At 46.3% G+C, this 22,748-nt stretch carries 18 protein-coding genes and 1 other RNA gene; 1 reads left to right on the top strand and 18 read right to left on the bottom strand.

Annotation, left to right across the window (positions count from 1 at the left end; translation table 11 throughout):
- Positions 1-156: 156 nt before the first annotated feature.
- From V6668_RS01005 to smpB, 10 genes are all read right to left on the bottom strand, one after another.
- Positions 157-1,470, bottom strand: coding sequence for an extracellular solute-binding protein (locus tag V6668_RS01005; protein WP_338707483.1), 1,314 nt, complete (start codon positions 1,468-1,470; stop codon positions 157-159).
- A 174-nt stretch (positions 1,471-1,644) separates the two neighbouring features.
- Positions 1,645-3,420 (bottom strand): response regulator, encoded by a 1,776-nt coding sequence (locus V6668_RS01000; protein ID WP_338707482.1) that lies wholly within the window; start codon positions 3,418-3,420, stop codon positions 1,645-1,647.
- Positions 3,411-5,516 (bottom strand): sensor histidine kinase, encoded by a 2,106-nt coding sequence (locus V6668_RS00995; protein WP_338707481.1) that lies wholly within the window; start codon positions 5,514-5,516, stop codon positions 3,411-3,413. The genes V6668_RS01000 and V6668_RS00995 overlap by 10 nt, the downstream gene beginning before the upstream one ends.
- 567 nt (positions 5,517-6,083) lie before the next feature.
- The gene (locus V6668_RS00990) at positions 6,084-6,446 is read right to left on the bottom strand and encodes a hypothetical protein (protein ID WP_036616245.1); all 363 of its coding nucleotides are present in this window, start codon (positions 6,444-6,446) and stop codon (positions 6,084-6,086) included.
- A gap of 108 nt (positions 6,447-6,554) precedes the next feature.
- Complete coding sequence (locus V6668_RS00985; protein WP_036674727.1) at positions 6,555-7,262, bottom strand: uracil-DNA glycosylase; 708 nt, start codon at positions 7,260-7,262, stop codon at positions 6,555-6,557.
- 131 nt (positions 7,263-7,393) lie between these two features.
- A complete protein-coding gene (locus tag V6668_RS00980) occupies positions 7,394-8,320 on the bottom strand; it encodes a metal-dependent hydrolase (RefSeq protein ID WP_036674729.1) in 927 nt (308 codons plus the stop codon).
- A gap of 545 nt (positions 8,321-8,865) precedes the next feature.
- Positions 8,866-9,438 (bottom strand): zeta toxin family protein, encoded by a 573-nt coding sequence (locus tag V6668_RS00975; protein ID WP_036674731.1) that lies wholly within the window; start codon positions 9,436-9,438, stop codon positions 8,866-8,868.
- Positions 9,431-9,628, bottom strand: coding sequence for a hypothetical protein (locus tag V6668_RS00970; protein WP_036674733.1), 198 nt, complete (start codon positions 9,626-9,628; stop codon positions 9,431-9,433). The genes V6668_RS00975 and V6668_RS00970 overlap by 8 nt, the downstream gene beginning before the upstream one ends.
- 87 nt (positions 9,629-9,715) lie before the next feature.
- Positions 9,716-10,080, bottom strand: a transfer-messenger RNA (tmRNA) gene (ssrA, locus tag V6668_RS00965).
- A gap of 590 nt (positions 10,081-10,670) precedes the next feature.
- On the bottom strand, positions 10,671-11,153 hold the full coding sequence (smpB, locus tag V6668_RS00960) for an SsrA-binding protein SmpB (RefSeq protein WP_036616237.1): 483 nt from the start codon (positions 11,151-11,153) through the stop codon (positions 10,671-10,673).
- A 57-nt stretch (positions 11,154-11,210) separates the two neighbouring features.
- Here smpB and V6668_RS00955 point away from each other — a divergent pair, with 57 nt between their 5' ends.
- Positions 11,211-11,411 carry a hypothetical protein gene (locus V6668_RS00955; RefSeq protein WP_143781149.1) on the top strand — a complete coding sequence of 67 codons (201 nt, stop codon included), beginning with the start codon at positions 11,211-11,213 and terminating at the stop codon, positions 11,409-11,411.
- A 2-nt stretch (positions 11,412-11,413) separates the two neighbouring features.
- On the opposite strand, the gene rnr is transcribed toward V6668_RS00955, so the two are convergent.
- The 8 genes from rnr to V6668_RS00915 form a co-directional block, all read right to left on the bottom strand.
- Positions 11,414-14,209: a ribonuclease R gene (gene rnr / locus V6668_RS00950; RefSeq protein ID WP_036616234.1), complete on the bottom strand. Its 2,796-nt coding sequence runs from the start codon at positions 14,207-14,209 to the stop codon at positions 11,414-11,416.
- 560 nt (positions 14,210-14,769) lie between these two features.
- Positions 14,770-15,003, bottom strand: coding sequence for a preprotein translocase subunit SecG (gene secG, locus V6668_RS00945; protein ID WP_036616231.1), 234 nt, complete (start codon positions 15,001-15,003; stop codon positions 14,770-14,772).
- Between the two features lie 210 nt (positions 15,004-15,213).
- The gene (gene eno / locus V6668_RS00940) at positions 15,214-16,500 is read right to left on the bottom strand and encodes a phosphopyruvate hydratase (RefSeq protein WP_036616228.1); all 1,287 of its coding nucleotides are present in this window, start codon (positions 16,498-16,500) and stop codon (positions 15,214-15,216) included.
- Between the two features lie 239 nt (positions 16,501-16,739).
- On the bottom strand, positions 16,740-18,284 hold the full coding sequence (gpmI, locus tag V6668_RS00935; RefSeq protein ID WP_036616224.1) for a 2,3-bisphosphoglycerate-independent phosphoglycerate mutase: 1,545 nt from the start codon (positions 18,282-18,284) through the stop codon (positions 16,740-16,742).
- Between the two features lies 1 nt (position 18,285).
- Positions 18,286-19,038 carry a triose-phosphate isomerase gene (gene tpiA / locus V6668_RS00930; protein WP_036616221.1) on the bottom strand — a complete coding sequence of 251 codons (753 nt, stop codon included), beginning with the start codon at positions 19,036-19,038 and terminating at the stop codon, positions 18,286-18,288.
- Positions 19,039-19,074: 36 nt separating this feature from the next.
- Complete coding sequence (locus V6668_RS00925) at positions 19,075-20,256, bottom strand: phosphoglycerate kinase (RefSeq protein ID WP_036616219.1); 1,182 nt, start codon at positions 20,254-20,256, stop codon at positions 19,075-19,077.
- A 151-nt stretch (positions 20,257-20,407) separates the two neighbouring features.
- On the bottom strand, positions 20,408-21,415 hold the full coding sequence (gap, locus tag V6668_RS00920) for a type I glyceraldehyde-3-phosphate dehydrogenase (RefSeq protein WP_017691243.1): 1,008 nt from the start codon (positions 21,413-21,415) through the stop codon (positions 20,408-20,410).
- Between the two features lie 106 nt (positions 21,416-21,521).
- Positions 21,522-22,547, bottom strand: a complete 1,026-nt coding sequence (locus V6668_RS00915) for a sugar-binding transcriptional regulator (protein ID WP_036616216.1) — start codon at positions 22,545-22,547, stop codon at positions 21,522-21,524.
- Between the last annotated feature and the right edge of the window lie 201 nt (positions 22,548-22,748).

The following is a 22,748-nucleotide window of genomic DNA, read 5'->3' as shown; positions in this document are numbered from 1 at the left end:
TTCATTGTTAGCATGCTTCAGACGGGCAAGCCCACAAGGTCTATGCGTAAGGTATTCACGGGGAATTGGCAAAGACATGTCGTGTAAGGACCCTCTAGGACTTGTAAGCATTTAAGCTTGTATGCTTGCACGTACTCATACCTGCCTACCTGTTTCCTATAGACTTAGCTCTGTTGGTTTGAGCTGTGCCATCTGTTTGCAGAACTCTTCAGGTGTTACATCGCCGGCAAGCAGCTGGGCAATCAGGTTTTTGTGCGCTTCGGCAGACTCCGCAGGCAGAATGTTATCCCACCACGCAATGAATGAGGTCGCCGTTTTCATAATATCTGCCGCAGACAGATCAAGGGAGGACAGGCTGGATGTGTCGAGTGCATCGGTTTTCCAGCTTGGCAGACCCGCTCCAGCCAGGAAACCTTGCGTACCAAGCTGCTCACTCAGATACATGAGGAATTCCACGGCTTCCTTCGGATGTTTGGTATTCTGGTTGATGTAGAAACCATCGACGGCTCCGCCAAAGATTTCGGTATTTGTGCCTTTTCCATCCTCAAACACCGGGAACGGAATCACTTTCACTTTGCCTTTGACTGCGGAGGACGGGTCCTCAATTCCTGCATTTACCCAGTTGGCCTGGAACATCATTGCCCCGTTGCCTGCATTAAATGCCCCAAGCATCTCGTCATAGCTCATGCTGAACATGCTGCTGTTGAACGCTCCTGCTTGCGCGAGCTGCTGCATCTTAGTCGCAGCGGCTACAAAGTCGGGCGAATCCCACTTCGACGGATCTTTAAAGGCTTCCATCACCGCAGCATTGCCTGCCTGACGCATCGCAATAATGTCGTACCAGTACATGCCCGGCCAGCGGTCCTTCTCTCCAATCACAGCTGGGGTGATCCCCGCCGCTTTCAGCTTGGAGACTGCATCCAGCAGTTCGTTATAGGTGGTCGGAATCTTGGCACCCGCCTGCTCGAACAGTTCCGTATTCACGTAAAGGTTGGCGATATGTGTGTATACGGGCAAGGTGTAGATTTTGCCGTCCATATTAATGGCCTCAGCCATTCCCGGGCCCATTCGTTCTTTGATATCATCCGTCAGGTAACTTGAGATTTCCAGCACATTGCCGGATTTGATGTACGGCTGCATGAAGCTGCCGCCACCCATGCCATAGAACAGGTCTGGCGCCTCACCAGCCGCAATCGATGTTTTGACTTTGGTTTTATACTGTTCTCCTGTCGTGCCCGTACGTTCAACCTGGATGTCCGGATGCTCGCTGTTCCATTTCTCAACAATCTCGGGCAGCAGCTTGGCCGAAGGATCGGTGTTGCCAACCGATTGATCCCATAGCGTCAGTTTGATCTTGCCATTACTTTCCCCCTGTGTACCACCGGACGAACCGGATGAACATGCCGCCAGACTGCTTACAATTCCCAGAGTCAGAATTAGACTTGCCGATTTTTTTAATAGCGCTTTCATCTCTATGGACCTCCCTATGTGTTTTAGTTCGTTCTAGCCCATATTTTAGGCGAACCGTGCGTTGTTCTCCATTTAGAAAACAGGCATCGATTTGTAATATTCGAACATATGTGGAATTGGAAGTGGGGATACGCTCACACCTTCTCTACACTCCCGAGTTGGTATTCTCGTTGTTCAGGTTTTTACATTCCGATATTCGTTCATGGATCGTCCGATATGTTTTTTGAACAAGACGCTGAAATAGTGTGGGTCCGGGATGCCTACCTGCTGCCCGATCTCATACCCCTTTAAATCGGTCTGCTTCAGCAACGTTTCGGCCTTTCTCATACGAAGCTGCGTCATATATTCCACAAATGTCTGCCCGGTTTCTTTTTTCATCAGCCGTCCCAGATGGCCCGAACTTACGTAAAAAGCAGCCGCAGTGCTGGAAAGCCCCACTTCCGCATTGCCTATGTTCTCTTCAAGATAAGCCATCACCCGGTCGATCAGATTACCTTCCTTGGCCTGTCGTTTGGCTTGTATGACATCCGATACCGTGCGAACATGCTGCTCCAGCATGCTTTTTAGTTCAGGCAGATGACCTGCTGTAAAAATGGCCGCAACGGCCTCTTTGTTCAATGCGTGTTCTCCCTCAAGTTGCTGCTCTATGGCAGCACGCTGGCACTCCGTAACCACATCCATGGCAGCCATCCGAAACTGTGAAACGTCCGAGAACGGCACAGACAGCATACGCTCCAGCAACAATACGGCTTCTTCCCCCGCACCAACACTGACGTAAAATTGCAGTTGTTGGAGCAGCTGAGCATCCGAGTGGTACCGCCTTTTTCCGCCTTCGATGACCAGATCCTCGAAGCAAATAACCTGATTTTTCCCCACAAACGCCTGATAATCGAGTGCACGACAAGCTTCCCGGTATCCCACACAGGCCCTTCCCCATCCTGATTGCCATTGCCCAATCCCTACGGTCACATCAACTTCACACCCTTTGAGCTTAAGTGTATGTTGAAGTTCTTCCTGAAGCTGCTGCACCTGATTGGCAAATTCCGTATCCTCACCAAATGAGAGCACAACTATCCGGTTATGCGGGTCCATGACGATAATGGTTTGCGAATCCTGCGGATAAAATGCCTGCACCTGCTTCATGCCTACCATTCGCAGCAAAATATGTATTTCCTCAACGGGTTGTCGATGGGCTTCAGTCTGATGCTGGCTTAATTGGGGCTGACCATGTTGTTGTTGGGGTCCTCGATGTGCTTCATGTGTTTGGAGTGTTTGGAGTGTTTCGGGTGTTTGGTGATATGGTTCGGACAGATGTGGATATACCTCTGGTGCAGATATCTTCGCTTGCGGTACAGCAACCTCCACCTCCATTACTGCGATGCGCAATCCTGGTTCGCCAGACGAGATAGGAATGCCGAAGAAACGCCCCTTCTCTTGTAGTTCATCCTCAGGTATCACATCACTTAACCATTGATTTACAAACCTCTCTCTGAGATAAGGCAAACTCTGCTTCATCTCCTCCCGCAGCTTCATCAGCTCGTACTCACGCCCCATCTCCTGCTCGATTGCCGCTCGCAGCTTCGCCGTAACCTGTAATAACTCAGAAGCACGAATAGGTTTCAAAATAAAATCGGATATGCCCAGCTTCACACTCTGACGAGCATATTCAAATTCATCATGTCCCGTCACAACCACGATTTTTAAGTTCGGGTAACGCTCCATGAGGATGCCGCTCAGTTCAATGCCGTCCATCTTTGGCATGTATATATCCGTGAACACAATGTCTGGACGCAACAGCTCAACCTGTTCCAAAGCCTCTGCAGCATCGGAGGCCTCGCCAATGATGTTCATGCCTTGCTGCTCCCAATCGATACGCATGCGCAGCAGATTACGGATGAGGTACTCGTCATCCACAATCAATACCTTTAATGGTTCCACAGTTAGTTCCATGATTCATCGGCTCCCTTCGGGATCGTTATGATAATGGTGGTTCCTTTTCCAACTTCGCTCTGCAGCTTGAGTCCATCTTCTCTGTCATAGAAAATGCGAAGCCGCTCCATCGTTCCCCACAAGCCAAAGCTTGGATTGTGTTTAGAGTTATGAGTAGGATTAGAAGAGTTAGAAGTGTTAGATGGGTTAGATGAGTTCGAGCGATTAGACCTGTTCATTTCTGTTCGTTGAATCTGCTTCACTTCTTCCTCGGACATGCCGACTCCGTCGTCAGTGATCGTTAGAAGTACTCCCTCCTTGGATCGACGAGCTTGGATGCGTATCGTGCCTGGACTGCTTTTAGGGCGTATGCCATGATATAGCGAATTTTCCACCAGCGGCTGGAGCACAAGCTTGGGAATCATCACTCGCTCACAGTCTGGAGCAATATCATACTGCACCTCAAATACACCGGGGTATCGCACCTGCTGGATCGTCAGATAATTGCGTACAATCTCAACCTCCTCGTGCAGTGTAATCAGTTCACGCCCTTTGCTGACACTCAGCCGATAATAACTTCCGAGCGCTTCTAACAGCTCACATACCTTTTCGTTCATGCCGGACATCGCCAGGGAGGTAATGGAATCAAGTGTGTTATATAGAAAATGTGGCTTGATCTGCGCCTGAAGTGTATTCAGCTCTGCTCGGCGGATCGTCTGCTGCTCCTGAATGATGCGTTTCAACATCTGCTCAATCTGCTCGATCATCTGGTTGTAACCTCCATATAGCTGTGCGAATTCGTAACTGTTCAGCTCAACCGTCACTTTGCGGAAGTTGCCGCTTGGTGCTTTCTGCATGGAGCGAAGCAGCTTGTGAATCGGCTTAATGACGCTGCGCGAGATGATGAATGAACTGACAAAAAAGACAGTCCCGTTTACCGCCAGTAGGATCAGCGCAAGCATCACCATGGATTTATTGCGGGTATCGGTAGCCTGGTATGGGCTCATGCTGATGAATTTCCACTGATCATCACCAGCCGATCGATAGGTCACAGCATATTCCTGACCACCCGATTGCAAGGTGATGAAGCCGGAGGATTGCTCTTGAAATGTTTGTTTTAACTTGGCCTGATTGGCCTCTAATATCTCGCGCATCCCTTCCTGTCCAGAAGCGGTAGACATGGATGAGTCCGATACAGTAGGCACGGCCTTCTTTCCATCGGTTGCGTTCGTTGCGATCACCCGCTGATGCTCATCCAGGATGGCCACCTGAAATGAATCCGGTGCAGACAGGTTGGCATAGGCCTGAGCAATGGATTTCCCCTTGATGTTCATGACCAGAAATCCAAGTGGAGACGTATCATCCAAATCCCGAATGAGGCGAATAAATGAGACCACCTCTTGCCTATCATTCTCCCCCGTCGCCGAGACTCCGCTGTCGTTGTTGCCACCATTCAGCCTGAGCAGATATCTTCCGTTATGCTTCAGTGCCTGTTCGTACCACGGCGCTTCCTTCACATTCGCTTCCATAAACGTGAGCCATTCCTGTGTACCAACCGAGAATCGGTGCCCCGAATTATCGTAAATATATACTGAATCGATAATTGGAACCGCTTGCATAAGATTGGTCAAATACGCGCTGACCTTGGACTGTGTCTGTAAATTGGAGTACACATTGCCCTGCCGCAGCAGGTTCTGCAAGTTGGGATCAGAGAAAATCATTTTCGAATAATTGTTCACGTTCTCGATCATCAGATTAACGTTGGTCTCAATGGATGTAATTGTTTGCAATGATGCTTCATTGATCTTTCGCTGCGCGTCACTTTCCGAGATTCGATTCAACACCAACGCACTGAACGCCACCGTTAGCAGAATAATGACAAAGTAAGCAAACGGGATTTTAAAAGCGAGTGTCTTGGGCTTGCGTTGAATGAACTCTTTGAAACGGGGAGTCCAATTGTTCTTCATTGCACCAATGTTCACTTTTGTATTTGCGTTTACTTCTGCATCGGTCTCAATATCTGATTGGGCTGTTGCTGTTGCTTTCGCTTCAATCGTGGCATCTTCTTCTGCTGCTTCTGTTGCCTCTGTTGTTGTATCCTTTGCTCTGTTTTGCATTGTAACCCTCCTTTGTTTCCGAGGTGTGATGGGTTTATCGGCTGGGATCGGATGACCTGTTGTGATATCCACCACTCTCTCGGATTTTATACAATTGTATATTATAGGACTGTGTATGGAGGAGGCTCAACTCTTTTTATCGCTTGGATATAGCTTGACTGAGTGAAGTGAAATGAGGCTTTGGGGATCTGATCGTGGTGAATGCTGCGGGTAGGGGCCCCTAATTGGAGCCGCAAGAAGTACTGCTTTATAAAATGTTGGAGGTACAGATAATAAGCTGTGGTTTGTGCCGGATGGAGAGTGAAGCGGGGCAGAAGCGGAGGGTCTGGATACACAAAAGACGATGATAAACGTCTACCTTGATATGTACATACTTTTGAGCAAAATTACAATATCTACGGGCATAATTCTTACTACTTACAGAGTGTTGATCGAGTGGTTAAGGTTGGGAAAATCCAATTATCGTTTTCTCGTATGATGAATTTAAGTGGGAAAAATGTCGGGAGCATACTGCCCTAGTGCAGGACAAGCATAGCGTTCGTTATGGTAAGAAACAACGAAGCGTGATCAAAGCGAGAATTCGGTAACGCCTTTTTTGGAGGCATATTTCAGCGTGTAGCTTCCTTCTGTGCCATATGGCATCGTAGCGATTTGGATGCGGGTATAATCCAACCGACTCTCTCTCAGCACTTTTTTAACTAGCGCTATGCTCCGATCTTCATCCGTTACCACACAGAAAATGTTCATTACATATTCCTTCGGATCAGCCATACGGCTGCCCAGGTCACATCCATCCACCTCTCCCAACTCCGCCTGGGTCAGAACGGTTTCCAGATATTCCATCACCTTTTCCTTCAACCAATGATCACGTTTGCTACCCTGCGCGCTCTTCAGCGGATATTGCACCACAAGCCAGTATTTTTCATTCATTTAGCTTCACCAACCAATCTTTATATGATAGGACATTACATTATGTGTAGGGCACTTGAACGATAAAAATGCATATGTCAGCCTTACATTTCTCCAGTTCAAAATGGGCTAGATCATTGACCTTACTGCTTTTTGAAATTGTACTGCCCTTCCATTTGCAGGATGAGGAACATGGTGATGTTTAATGAGTTGGGAGCTTAACGTGTCTGCTGACTTTCTGCCAATAGCCACGATCTGAGCATCAGGATTCAGTTGCATAAGCTGTCTGGCGAATACCACACCATCCTCCAACTCTGCCAAAGTCGGCGTTCGATTCGTCATCCTGTTTTCGGCAGATTGATAAGGATGAAAGGGATAGATGTTCCAAAATATAAAGTCCGTTGGTTTCCACCTTGAACTGGATAACACTTCGCCCCATATGATGGATGCTGTCGGTTCTGCGAAACCATACAGTGCCTGACTCCGGTTAGGTTTGGCGATATTGGGCAGGCTTGTTCGGACACCCGGATCACCTGCAAAAATCATCTGGTGATTCACCAGTGAGTGATTCCCGGTAACCATTCGCTCGGACGTCAAAGGTACGCCGGAGAACCTCGCCCCTTGATATCCCACGGCTTCAGCAATAAAAATGTACCGAGCCTTGGATATTCGTGGTTCCAAATACCTGACCAAATGTTCAGAACGAATCTTCACCGCTTCGGGGCCGATATCATAGCCCGTCACATAATCTCTCCAAGGATTAATCACATTTACTGGCGAGACATATGCTTGTATCCCTGCAACAAACTCGCAGATATGTTGCTGCGTTTCGCTCATGCTTTTTTGCCTCCTTTGGGAGATTACAGAGTAAATTAGGCTTGCATCAGCTTATTTTACAAAGATTATAGCATAAACAGAAAAACCACCAACCAGACCGCTGGTTGATGGTGGATAGAAACTGTAGAAAACTATTGCGGTATAACTTCTTCCCACTGACCATTGGTGGTTTCTTTGTAGGTAAGAAGGTTTCCATCATACTTTCCCTGAATAAAGTTAGAACCCGCTTCTTTCCATTCCTTAGTAACAGATATCACAACTTTAGAATCCTGTGAATTTATTGGAACATACTTTCCTCTTGATAAATTTATCTCAAAGGCTACTGGATAAAAATCGTACCAGAATAGTTTGTCTGATTTCTCTCCCAGTATACCCGCATCACCACCTTTAGAGAAATGAGGACTGATGACTCGAAACCTGAACTCTAACCACTTTCTGGGATCTAAAGGAAATTCATAATGACTATCGGGCTCCACTATAATGTATGACTTTTCAGGAACTGGGTGTTGAACTTGAACTTTATGCTCGATTATTTCTTTGGATATTATTCGAAAAACTAAATATACCAATATGAATAGTATCGAAGTAACTACGGGTAATTTAGGCTTGTTCCTCAAAAAAACACTCAATCCAAGACCAATAATTAATGGAAACCATATCCATGGATCTCCCAATGTAATGGCTCCCATAATATATGACTTATCGCTAAGGGGATAGAATGCTGGTAAATCATGTCCCATATAGTCTAAAAATAAGTGTCCAAACAAGACAGACAAAATAGAAGATCCCCAGATTAATTTGAAACTTGTCTTTTTATAGAACAGTTTTGTCAAATATGCTATTCCTAAAGCTAAAAGGGGTGTAAACAATATAGAATGAGACCACGGAGCTACACTTCTATCCCCAAAAATATCAGGAAATATTCCACACAGTGCACCCGAACATAGACATATCATAAGATTTTTCCATGTATCCCTTGGCAAAAAGCAGTATGCAATTACCGCCCCAAGAAGAGCATGTGATAGAACATGAAAAAACAAATATAAGTACGGATCCAAAATAACTACTCCTTTACTCTGTTATAGAATCAACATTGTGCTATGTAATGTTACACACTATAAAATTAGTTTTTCATAAAATAGACCCTGAGAGTCAAGCCTCTTCCAAAGATCTGCGGGGAGTAGTCTCAGTATGGATGTTACCTAATCTAATTTCTTAATACTAAATTCGAGCACAAATCAACGTAGGCTCCACAAAATAGAATCAACAAGCTATTAAAAATCCTCATAACAATGGATGGCCCGTATGTATTTTCTATTATCATAATTTGGTCTAGTTAAAGCAGGCTATAGATACCTATATACGTTTCAGAACCTAAATGTACCTGATATACTTTCTTAAAGCTTTTCGACCTACATATACCTCGATTCCCTCCATTTATATAATTTAGGTTATTATATCATAAAATAAAAATCCACCAACCAGAACAATGGTTGGTGGATTTTGCTTACTCTAATGGAGGTGAGGGGGTATCGAACCCATGTCCGAAGATAACGGAACAAAAGCTTCTACGGGTATAGTCACTGTTGTGATGTCCCGTGTATCAGTAACCCACAAGAACAGGATTAGCCCAAGCAGGTATGGACTCAACACAATAGATCAAATCACCCTGTATGATTTCAGCAACAATTAAAGGCTCGTATGTATTATCAATGATGATAACCCGATCTGCGATAGATAGAGCCGGTTTAAGGTTCTTCAAAGACTGACCATATCGATAACGAATGTCTTCTTCTGCAATCCAATGTCCACCTTGTTCAACACGAGAGGCAACACGATCTATATGCATTTGCACATCCTCAAGGCCGATATAGTATACGACAATTTCGTAACTGTTTTCTTTTGCAATTTCCATATGTTTTAAAACAAATGATCCGGACAATGTCGTTTCAATAGCGAAGTTTACACCACTTTTAATGAGAGATCGGATTCTTTTCACAGCTTCCCTGCCAGCAGACAGGTCAGCACTGCGCGGATTCTCTGGCTTCAACTCTCTTGCAATTTGATCCGGATCAACCAGTTCACCAAGCCACTCTCTCATTTGCATACTGAGTGTACTTTTCCCTGCTCCATTGGTTCCAGCAAATACCGTCATGACTGGTCTGATTTCACTCATGATACTCAAACTCCTGGCGTTTCCCAGTAGCATCAAATATAATTTCAAATTTATTACCCGCAGCATCCTCACGAACGCGTTTGTTATTCTTTATATAATAAATAGAGGCGCCTGATTCTTTAGCTTGTTTCCGTGCATGTTGACTTGCTTTGTTTAAAATTTCTTGGAGTTGTTTTCGATTTGTAAACATCCTGAGTCCCCCAATCTAAATTTCTGTTTATTATATCATAAACTAAAAAACCACCAACCAGATTTACTGGTTGATGGTTTTTGACTCTAATGGAGGCGAGGGGAGTCGAACCCCTGTCCGAAGATAACGACACATAAGCTTCTACGGGTGTAGTCACAGTTTTGATGTCACCCGAGTATCGCCCCGTAACCGGCTATACGTTGGGTCAGCCTGATTGTCTTCTTCAGCACACCCCAGGCGGAGATGTGACAGCGTATCCCACTACTAGTTAGCCCCTATCCCTGTCACATGGGCGATGCAGGGTAGAAGCACGCACACAGTTTCTTAGGCTGCGAAAGCGTAGTTTGTTTGTTGTTTGCCGTTTAATAGGCTTTAGCGTTGATAAAGCGGACGCGTCCCCACTACCCGCTACCCATGCTCGAACTATCCCCGTCGAATCCATAAACGCCCCCTCAATGAAGAAGGGCTCCAGGATTAATCCGTGAATACGGAGCAAAGGTGCTGCACATCTTTTTCCTCCAAGGTAAAAAGATGCTTCTTTCAAACTCGGCATTCCAGTCTGCTACATGAGTAATCATAACACAGGACACATCACCGAAATAGTACAGATTGCTGGAAGACATTCCAGCAGGCTGAGCATGTGTACAAGGTTATCCAATACAACAGGCTCAATCGTCTACATATTATACCGCGTCGCCAATCGGAAGTAAAGTTTACCCAGATCGGCTCACGAACAACTGTACCTTAGTATTTTACCCACGCGCCTGATAAACTACGCAACAGCTGATAATTTAAATTCATCACCGCACTCTCCATGCTCCTGGCAATTTTCTTAGTCACACACAACAAAAATCAGCCAACTGCACACTTCGGCTATTCACATCAAATCACCTTCCCCAAACACAAATAAAAAAAGCCTCAATCTTGCCCATTGCAGGACAAACCTTGAGACTCCTTAACTCATACATCAATCTTCCTAGCTTCATCATAAAAAAACTATCTTATACACTTAAAAGTAAAGCATTTACGCCCAGCGCTCCACTTAACGCGCAACCTTCTGCTTGTCGCGCAGTACCCGTTGGATATCACGTTGAGCATCGCGCTTCGCGGCAGTTTCACGTTTGTCGTATTGCTTCTTACCTTTACCCAGTCCAAGCAAAAGCTTTGCATAACCATTGCGGATATAGATTTTCAGCGGAACAATGCTGTACCCATCCTGTTTCGACAGCCCGAGCAGCTTGTGAATCTGCACTTTATGCATCAACAACTTGCGCGTACGTGTTGGATCGAGCGGATTATTTCGGTTCCCTTGTTCAAAAGGACTAATATGCATATTGTGAATATGAATCTCACCGTTTCGAATCGTGGCAAATGCATCACCAATATTCGCACGGCCGTTACGAAGAGATTTGATCTCCGTTCCGGTAAGCACCATGCCCGCTTCATACGTATCTTCAATGAAGTAGTCATGGGAAGCCTTTTTATTCTGTGCGAGCACTTTACTCTGTCCATCATTCTTGCCCATGTCCTCACTCCTTCTCCGTAAAATAAGCCGGTACCATGCTCTATAGCAGCGCACCCAATGTTGCACCAAGGTACCACGTGCCAGACCTTAATTGTAGCAAGTACGGCTGTTAAAATCAAGAAAGAGGCGACCTCTGCCGCCCCTCCTCATTACACCACTTCCAGACTGTGCGAAACAACACACCGGCTGAAGTGGGTATTTTCTCCAACGATTAACCTGAAGGAACGAATTGTAATCCATCTCTCCAAGTTACGTTAGCTTTATTTTTTCTTTTTCCGTACAAAAGCTGCCGTGCCGTTACCAGCTGCACTTTTGCTCTTCTTCCGCTTGCGTCGTGGTGCTCCGCTTTCCTGAGCGCCACCAGGAGTTGCATTCTCTCCAATAAATACGCCGCTTGGCGAAGTGTTTTTGCGCCCACTTCCGCCTTTGCCACCTTTACCGCCGCCCTTGCCGGACTTAAAGCTTCCTTCACCGCGACCGCTGCCGCTGTTCAGGCCACTTCCTTGTCCATCGGTTGAACTACTATCCGATCCACCCGATGTAGAGCTATATCCGCCTTTACCTGAGCCAAAACCAAAGCTCACCGCGCCTTTGCCCCGACCAGTTGATCCACCAGCATCACCAGCACGACGCTCACTTTTAGGTTTGCCGCCGCCTTTACCTGCGTAGCCACCAGATGAGCCTGCGCCCGCGCCTGCACTTGCTGCTCCACCGCGACCGCCACGTCCACCTTTGCTGCTTTCTTCCGTTGATCTGCCACCACGGCTGGCTCCAGCACCTGCCGAACTGCCTTTGCCGCCACGTGAACCGCCGAAACCACCCGGTCCACCCTTGGCACCGCCGCGACCGCCACCACTTGCTGGGCGTCCACCTTTACCGCCACGTCCGCCACCGAAGCCGCCAGGACGTTCACCGCGAGGTTTCATATCTACCATTTCAAAATCAATCGTATACTCTTCCATGCTTACACGTGCCACACGGATCTTCACTTCATCACCGATGCGGAAGACTTTCGAGGTACGTTCACCAATCAGAGCCATATGCTGATCGTCAAAATGGTAATAGTCGTCCGTGAGTGCGCTCAGGCGAATCAAGCCTTCAACCGTGTTTTCCAACTCAATGAACATACCAAAGCTGGTCACACTGCTGATCATGCCTTCGAACTCTTCGCCTACTTTGTCGAGCATGTACTCGGCTTTCTTCATTTTCTCCGTATCCCGCTCAGCTTCTACCGCCACACGTTCACGTTCCGAAGACTGCTGCGCAATATCGGACATACGTGCTGCCAAATACTCCTGACGGTTCTCCGGCAATGCACCATTATTTTCAATGACTTCGCGAATCACCCGGTGAATGACAAGATCGGGATAACGACGAATTGGAGACGTAAAGTGACTATAGAATTCTGCCGCGAGGCCAAAGTGACCCGACATTTCAGAGTCATACTTCGCCTGTTTCATGGAACGCAGCATCATCGTACTAATCACGGTTTGTTCTTTCGTTTCTTTGATATCCTCAAGCAACGATTGAAGCGCCCGTGGATGAATCGCATTGCCACGTCCTTTGACCTGGTGTCCAAAATTCGCCGCAAAGGCGAGGAAATTTTGCAGTTTTTCCTGATCCGGGTCTTCGTGCACACGATAAATGAAAGGAACCTTCAACCAGTGGAAATGCTCTGCCACTGTTTCGTTCGCTGCCAACATGAATTCCTCAATGATTTGCTCTGCAATCGAACGCTCCCGTTTTACGATATCTACCGGTTTGCATTCTGCGTCCACAATGATTTTGGATTCTTCAAAATCAAAGTCAACCGCACCACGGCGCATACGCATAGCACGCAGCTTCAAGGCAATCTCTTTCATCAGATGGAAATCATCTACCAGATCCTTATAACGTTCGAGCAATTCCGGCTCTTCACCTTCAAGGATTTTACGGACGTTGGAATACGTCATCCGCTCTTTGGTTTTGATTACACTCGTGAAAATATCATGTTTAACAACCTTCATCTGGTCGTTAAACTCCATCTCACAAGACAGGGTCAGGCGGTCTACCTGGGGGTTCAAACTACAGATTCCGTTGGACAGACGTTGTGGCAGCATAGGAATAACCCGGTCTACCAGATACACACTGCATCCACGGTTGTAGGCTTCCTGATCCAGCTTGGAATTCTCCTGCACATAATAGCCAACGTCGGCAATATGAACACCCAGACGGTAGTTCCCGTTAGGCAGTTTCTCTACATTTACAGCATCATCCAGATCCTTGGCATCTTCGCCATCAATCGTGACAATGTTAAGTCCGCGCAGATCACGGCGACCCTGTTGTACAATCTCTTCATCCGTGATGGAGTCGGGTGCTTTTTCCGCCTCTTCTACCACTTCATCAGGGAAAGCTTCAGGCAACTGATGCTTGCGAATGACGGACAAAATATCAATACCCGGCTCATCCTTATGACCGAGAATCTCGATCACTTCACCTTCGGCAGCCGCACGGCCCTCCGGATAGCTGACGATCTTGGCTACGACCTTCTGTCCATCAACCGCCCCAGCAAAGTTGGTACGTGGGATGAAAATATCGCGATTAATCCGTTTATCATCCGGAATGACAAATCCGTACACCTCATGGCTCTGGAACACACCAACGACTTGTGTCACAGCACGAGTAACAATACGGACGATCTCACCCTCCAAACGACCACCTGAAGGTCCTTGAGATGTGACTTTAACCAATACCGTATCACCATTCATCGCACTTTTCATATCATTGGCGTGAATGTACACATCCGGGTGCTCCCGATCCTCAGGGATAAGGAAAGCGAAACCTTTGGCGTGAGCCTGTAAACGTCCACGTACCAAATCCATACGCTCTGGCATGCCATAGCGATTGTTACGGGTCAGCAAAACTTTACCGGATTCCTCCAGCGTATTAAGCATAATCAAAAAGGCTTTGAAATCAGCTGCATCTTCAATAGCGAAGTGCTGTTCCAACTCCTGATAAGTCATAGGTTTATAAGCGGTTTCCCGCATGAAGTCGAGCAATTGTTGTTCTGTTATCATTAATATATTCACCTCGGGAAACATAAAAGTGTAAGCAAGTCTCATCTCTTTATGTATCGGAATTATTACCATTTTCATGCAATGCAATTTCACTGTTGTGAAGAGCGTAGTAGTGCAACCATACTATCTCATACCCTAGTATACACGAATTCAATCCGACCCATCCGTACCTCGCAAAAAAACCACAGTTCCCGGACGCTCCTCTAAAATCACGCTTTCACGTATCTATACAGACATTTTATGCGATACACGTGCTGTGCGCATCTGGCAAAGAACTACATCCGAAAATTTTCGTACACATGACATTCATTATAGGGAGTGATTTCGCGTAACGAATAAGCGAGGGACATACCATACATGATAGGGGTGTGTTGCATGTTAAGGAAGGAAAACCAAACAGAAGTGAGAAGAAGACCGAAAATCATGGAGTCTATAGATTAAATTGTTGGAAAAGTTTGGACGCGTAAGAATTTATTAAAAAACCCCCGTTTCTTCACGAAACGAAGGTTCATCAATTAAGCCATTAGCTTAAGCTATTCATTGAACAGCAGTTCCAATTCTTACTTGGAAACCACCGTAACAACGATAGACAAAATCATAAATCCTGCACCCAGTACCACCGTTGCACGTTGCAGGAAGAGATCCAATCCGCGCGCTTTCGTTTTACCGAAAAGATGTTCCGCACCACCGGAGATGGCACCCGCCAAACCAGCGCTTTTCCCGTGCTGCAGCAATACTACAGTGATTAGACCGATCGAGAAAACAACGAGCAGCAATTTCAAAGCAATATCCATTCTTTCCACCTCCTACCCATGTGGGCATACATCTCACCATAAAAACAGATACTTTAATTGTAACATAGCTATGGTTGTACTACAAGTAGTACAGTTTATACAATGCCCTAAATTTCACCATCGCGTGATGCTTACTTTATACCATTACTTCGTTGCAATAAAAAAGACAAGCCGGTTACCCGGCTTGCCTGTAAAAGCTGAATATCCAGCTTATTTTTTAAGGTTGTAGAATCCTTTAAGACCATTGTATTGAGCCAGTTCACCCAGTTGATCCTCAATGCGAAGCAATTGGTTGTACTTCGCGATACGGTCTGTACGGGAAGGAGCACCCGTTTTGATTTGACCAGCGTTAGTTGCAACAGCGATGTCAGCGATTGTGCTGTCTTCGGACTCACCGGAACGGTGGGAGATTACAGCTGTGTATCCTGCGCGTTTAGCCATTTCGATTGCATCGAATGTTTCAGTCAATGTACCGATTTGGTTAACTTTGATCAGGATGGAGTTACCGATACCTTCGTTGATACCTCTGCCCAGACGCTCAGTGTTTGTTACGAACAGGTCATCACCAACGAGTTGTACTTTGTCTCCCAATTTCTCAGTGAGCAATTTCCAACCATCCCAGTCATCTTCGGACATACCGTCTTCGATTGTGATGATTGGGTATTTCTCAACCCATGAAGCCAGAAGGTCAACATACTCAGCGGAAGTGTAAGATTTACCTTCGCCAGCAAGTGTGTACTTACCATCTTTGTAGAACTCAGTGGAAGCAACGTCCATACCCAAGAATACGTCAACGCCTGGTTTGTAACCAGCTTTTTCAATTGCTTCGATGATTGTAGTGATTGCTTCTTCGTTCGAACCAAGGTTCGGTGCGAAACCACCTTCGTCACCTACAGCTGTGTTCAAGCCTTTGGAGCTTAATACTGATTTCAAGTTGTGGAAGATCTCTGCACCTACGCGAAGAGCTTCTTTGAAGCTTGGTGCTCCAACTGGAAGAACCATGAACTCTTGAACGTCGATGTTGTTGTCAGCATGCTCACCACCGTTGATGATGTTCATCATTGGAACTGGCAATGCTTTAGCGTTGAATCCGCCCAGGTATACGTACAATGGCAGGTCCAGAGCGTCAGCAGCTGCGCGAGCTACTGCCATGGATACAGCCAGGATTGCGTTAGCACCCAGTTTACCTTTGTTTGGCGTACCATCCAAAGTGATCATCAATTTGTCGATACCCAGTTGATCCAATGCATCCATACCGATAACTTCTGGAGCGATTGTTTCGTTTACGTTTTTAACAGCTTGCAGAACGCCTTTACCGAGGTAACGGGATTTGTCACCATCGCGAAGCTCAACGGCTTCGTGGGCACCAGTGGATGCACCAGATGGAACGATTGCGCGTCCGATTGCGCCGGACTCCAGGTATACTTCAACTTCTACTGTAGGGTTACCGCGGGAGTCGAGGACTTCGCGAGCGTACACGTCAGAAATAATAGTCATTTGTGATAATCTCCTTTATAGTTGGGATTTAATTTTTGGACCAACTTGTGTTTGCCCTTATTTTACTACATCAGCAGAATCGTCTTCCAATCGCTGTTATCCCCTGATTTCTTTGAACTTATTTTCATAAGTTGAAATCATGTGATAAAGGCGAACGCTTCGCTTCTTCAGACTATTTCTGCTGCCTTCGTTCAATGCGCAAACACCAAACCGCCCAATTATATATGTTGTTGTGTAACTTATTTGCGGGTAGCGATGACAGATGTACCTGTCATTTCAGCCGGTTTAGGCAATTGCATCAGGTCAAGGATCGTTGGCGCGATATCTGCCAGGATTCCGCCTTCACGCAGGGTTACATTTGCATCGGTAACGATGAATGGAACCGGGTTCGTTGTATGAGCTGTGAACGGACGTCCCTTCTCATCGAACACCATATCCGCGTTACCATGATCCGCAGTGATTAGTACAACGCCGCCTTTGGCAAGTACTGCATCCACAACACGGCCCATGCACTCATCTGTTACTTCAACCGCTTTGATGGTAGGCTCCAGCATGCCGGAGTGTCCAACCATGTCAGGGTTAGCAAAGTTCAGAATGATGGCGTCATGTTTGTCTGCTTCGATCTCGCGAACACATGCATCAGCTACTTCATACGCACTCATCTCTGGTTGCAGGTCATACGTTGCAACTTTTGGTGAGTTGATCAGTACACGAGTTTCGCCCGGAAGCTCCACATCACGACCGCCGCTGAAGAAGAAGGTAACGTGCGGGTATTTCTCAGTTTCTGCAATACGCAGTTGTTTTTTATTGTTCTGTACCAGAACTTCACCCAGGGTGTTGTCGAGGTTCTTCGGCGAATAAGCCACATAACCTTCAACCGTCTCGCTGAACAAAGTCAAGCATACAAAGTGCAAGCCCACAGGGAACTTCGGACCACGATCAAAACCGCGGAAATCCTGGTTCGTGAATACTTGCGACAACTGGATCGCACGGTCAGGACGGAAGTTGAGGAAGATAACGGAATCGCCGCTCTCAACCAAACCTACCGGCTCACCATCCGCTTTAACGATAACCGTTGGTTCAACGAATTCATCAAATACGGATTTCTCATACGATTCTTCAACCGCTTTGAGTGGGTCAGTGTATTTTGGTCCATCTCCATAAACGATGGCACGGTATGATTTCTCAACCCGTTCCCAACGTTTGTCACGGTCCATCGCGTAATAGCGACCTTGAACCGTAGCGATTTTACCTACACCGACTTCTTCAATCTTAGCGATCAGTTTCTGCATGAAGTCTTTACCACTGTCTGGCATAACATCACGGCCATCCATGAAAGCATGAATATATACATCATTCATTCCTTCTTTTTTGGCCAGATCTAGCATAGCAAACAGGTGGTCGATGTGACTATGTACGCCGCCATCAGACAACAAGCCGTAGAGATGAAGTTTTTTGCCGCTTTGTTTCGCTTCACGAACGGCTTTGACAAGTGTTTCATTGTCGTAGAACTCGCCGTCACGAATGGATTTGGAGATACGGGTCAAATCCTGGTATACGATCCGGCCGGCACCAATGTTCAGGTGACCTACCTCGGAATTTCCCATTTGCCCTTCTGGCAAACCTACAGCTTCACCGCATGCAGTGAGCGTTGTATGTGGGAATTGGCTCATGAAACGGTCATAGTTCGGTTTCTTGGCTTGCGCTACCGCATTGCCTTCCACCGTGTTACGCAGACCAAAGCCATCCATGATGATCAGTGCTACAGGTTTTGGAGCTGTCATCTTACTTCGCCCCCTCAACAAGCGCGATGAACGAAGCCGGCTGCAAGCTGGCACCGCCAACAAGTGCGCCGTCGATGTCGCTTTGTCCGAGGTATTCTGTTACGTTCTCTGGTTTAACACTGCCGCCGTATTGAATACGAACTGCATTCGCAACCGTCTCGTTGTACAGATCCTTCACCAGCGTACGGATGTAAGCAATAACTTCATTCGCATCTTGGGAAGTGGAGGATTTGCCTGTACCAATCGCCCAGATTGGCTCATAAGCGATAACAACTTGTGCCGCTTGCTCTGCAGACAGACCTGCAAAAGCAGCTACTGTTTGCACTTTGCATACGTCTTTTGTTTGGTTCGCTTCACGCTCTTCAAGCGTCTCACCAAGGCAGAAGATTGGAGTCAATCCGTGACGGAATGCTGCATGCAACTTTTTATTGACAGTCTCATCGGTTTCCGCAAAATATTGACGGCGCTCCGAGTGACCAATAATGACATAATCCACACCCAGGTCTTTCAGCATCACGCCGCTGATTTCACCTGTGAATGCACCGTTATCTTCAAAATGAAGATTTTGTGCACCAATTTTGATGTTTGTGCCTTTAACAGCTTCTACCAGGGATGGCAGATTTGTAAACGGTGCGCAGATTACAGTTTCCACGCCTTCAACTTCCGCTTTTCCTTTAACTTCCTGAATGAAGTCATTGGATTCGGAAACCGTTTTGAACATTTTCCAGTTACCTGCGATAATCGGTGTTCTCATGGGTTTCAACTCCTTCATGCTATAGGCTACTAAAACTTACTTGTCGTTCAATGCCACTACGCCTGGAAGTACTTTACCTTCCATGAACTCGAGCGATGCACCGCCACCTGTAGAGATGTGGTTCATCTTGTCAGCCAATTTGAACTTCTCAGCTGCTGCTGCGGAGTCACCGCCACCAATTACAGTGTAAGCTTCTGTCTCAGCGCAAGCTTCCGCTACTGCACGAGTACCGTGGGAGAATGGCTCGATTTCAAATACGCCCATTGGTCCGTTCCACACAACCAATTTGGAGTTTTTGATTACATCAGCATAGATCTCACGTGTTTTAGGACCGATGTCGATACCTTCCCAATCTGCTGGGATACCATCGATGTCAACGATTTGTGTGTTTGCTTTCGCACTGAAATCGTCAGACACTACGATATCTACCGGCAGGTAGAAGTTTTTGCCCAATTTTTTCGCTTTTTCGATAAAACCAAGAGCAACATCAAGTTTGGAGTCATCCAGCAAGGATTGTCCAATTTCATGTCCTTGTGCTTTGAAGAACGTGTAAGTCAGACCGCCACCGATGATTACGTTGTCTGCAATGTTCAGCAGGTTGTCGATTACATCGATTTTGTCCTTAACTTTGGATCCACCAATAATAGCTGTGAAAGGACGCTCAGGGTTGGAGATTGCTTTACCCAACACTTCAAGTTCTTTCTCCATCAACAAACCGGACACTGCTGGAAGCAAGTGAGCGATTCCTTCAGTCGAAGCGTGTGCTCTGTGAGCCGCGCCAAACGCATCGTTAACGAAAACGTCAGCCAGTTCAGCAAATTGTTTTGCCAGTTCCGGATCGTTTTTCTCTTCGCCTGCGTGGAAACGAACGTTTTCAAGCAACAATACGTCGCCGTTGTTCAGTTCAGCGATTTGAGCTTTAACAGCGTCACCAACAGAACCGTCAGCTTTAACAACTGTTTTACCAAGCAATTCAGACAAACGCTCAGCTGCTGGAGTCAAACGCAAGGATTCAACCACTTCGCCGTTAGGACGACCCATGTGGCTTGCCAAAATGACTTTAGCGCCTTTTTCAATCAAGAAGTTGATTGTAGGAAGCGTTGCACGAATACGTTTGTCATCTGTAATTTTACCATCTTCGAGCGGCACATTGAAATCTACACGGACAAAAGCCCGTTTTCCTGTCAATTCGATATCGCGTACACTTTTTTTGTTCATCTGTATTTCCTCCGCACCCATGTATTTGGTGGACCAATCAAGAGCTAAAATCCCTCGTAAATCCTGGTGTTTTTGAGAAATTTGCAAAATGTAGATATATAAAGAGCGGAAACAATATAGCATCTGTTTCCGCTCTATGTTATTACAGATATTACTTAATCATTTTTGCAAAGTGCTCCAAAGTGCGAACCAATTGTGCAGTGTAGGACATTTCATTGTCATACCAAGCTACAGTTTTAACCAATTGTTGGTCGCCAACAGTCAGAACTTTAGTTTGAGTTGCATCAAACAGGGAACCGAAAGTGATTCCTTGGATATCGGAAGATACGATTTCGTCTTCTGTGTATCCGAAAGTTTCTGGATCGGAAGCTTCTTGCATAGCTGCGTTAACTTCTTCAGCAGTTACTTTTTTGTTCAGAACAGTTACGAGCTCAGTCAGGGAACCAGTAGCTACTGGTACACGTTGAGCTGCACCATCAAGGATGCCTTGCAGTTCTGGGATTACCAGACCGATTGCTTTAGCAGCACCAGTTGTGTTAGGGATGATGTTTTCAGCTGCTGCGCGAGCACGACGGAAGTCACCTTTAGGGTGTGGAGCATCCAACGTGTTTTGGTCGCCAGTGTAAGCGTGAATTGTAGTCATCAAACCTTGAACGATTCCGAATTTGTCTTGCAGTGTTTTTGCCATAGGTGCCAGGCAGTTTGTTGTGCAAGATGCGCCGGAGATTACAGTTTCAGTACCGTCGAGGATTTCATGGTTTACGTTGTAAACGATGGTTTTCATGTCGCCAGTAGCTGGTGCGGAGATAACAACTTTCTTAGCTCCACCTTTCAAGTGTTTCTCAGCTGCTTCTTTAGTTGTGAAGAAACCAGTACATTCCAGAACGATATCTACGCCCAGGTCGCCCCAAGGAAGTTCTTCCGGGTTACGGTTAGCCAATACTTTAACTTCTTTGCCGTTCACTTTGAAGAAGCCATCGTGTACTTCAACATCGCCATCGAAGCGACCTTGAGTTGTATCATATTTGAGCAAATGAGCGAGCATTTTAGCGTCAGTCAAGTCGTTGATTGCTACTACCTCGATGCCTGCTACATTTTGAATACGGCGGAATGCCAAGCGTCCAATACGTCCAAAACCGTTAATACCTACTTTAATCATGAGTAAGTTCCTCCCAAGTTTTGATTAATTTTTTATGAAACTTATATATTCAAGACAGACGGTGAAGTCCGTCAAGACAACAATAGTTGTGATACAAAGTAAAACCTTATTCCATTTCAGCAACGATGACTTCGGCAGCAGCCTCATCAATAATCAGAATATCTTCCTGACCAAATCGTAACACGGAATGTATAGCAGCAGCTTTGCTTTTGCCACCTGCAATTCCAATCACAACATCGGTTCGTTCAATATCCTGAAGTCGCATACCCAGTGTAAGCATGGTATGTACCACCTTACCCTGATCATTAAAGTAATAACCGAAAGATTCAGATACGGCCCCTTGCTCCTGAAGTTCATCTATAATCTCCGTCGCAAGTTTGCGTCTTTTGGCCATCTCTACGGCATCACCAATTCCATGAATAACAATCCGTGATTGCCTGATCAGCTGCAGAATCTCCTGAACACTAGGGTCCTGGATTAATGATTCATAGGCATGATCACTGAGCAAATCCGGTACATGCAGGAGTTTGTATTGCGCCCCTACCCGTTTTGCCATTGTGGATGCGATCGTATTAGCCTGAATTTCAAGGCTTTCTCCAAGTCCACCGCGTGCTGGTACGAACCAGACACCTTTGAGCGATGTTGGCGGATTTAGTTGTTCTGCGACTTCGGCCGTTGTTGAACCACCAGTAACGGCGACAACGTCGTTGTCACTCATGATATTGCCGAGAGCCTTCGCTCCGGCTCTGCCCAGTTCCCTTTTGGCAAATGGAGAAACGTCCGAATCGCCAGGAACCACAACTACCTTTTGCAGACCGTAGGCTTGCTTGATGCGCTCTTCCAGCTCGGATAATCCGAACAACTCTTTGGCTACGGGCTCTAACTGCTGCAGCAAATCATACCCTGCCTCGCTGATCTTCATTCCTGCACTGTCAATTTCAATAAGTCCCTGAGCCTTTAACAGATCGGTCTCAGCCCTCAGAACCCGCTCGGTCATCTGCATGGAATTAGCTAACGTTCTCCGTCCGATCACATCCGATAACATGATCTGTTGTAGAATCGTATACCTCTTTTTCAAGATATCCATGAGATCAGGCAGAAGCTGCTTTTGTACTTCTAAAATCGTTCGCATGCTTTCCACTCCCGCAAGTTCTCGTTCTAAGCTCTCTTTCATGGCCCTAAAACGTCCCGGGTTAACTTTTTAAGTCCCACGTCTATTCTACCTAAAACTGACGTGACATGCAAGTGTTTCAACGTGTTATTTCGACACGCATTCAGCGTTTGTACGCGCCTATTTTCACAATCCTAGACTTCCATGATCAAGGACTAGCTC

Source organism: Paenibacillus amylolyticus (assembly GCF_036894225.1).
GTDB lineage: Bacteria > Bacillota > Bacilli > Paenibacillales > Paenibacillaceae > Paenibacillus > Paenibacillus amylolyticus.
Note: the sequence above shows the minus strand (reverse complement) of the source record. Positions and strands in the feature narration are given on the sequence as shown.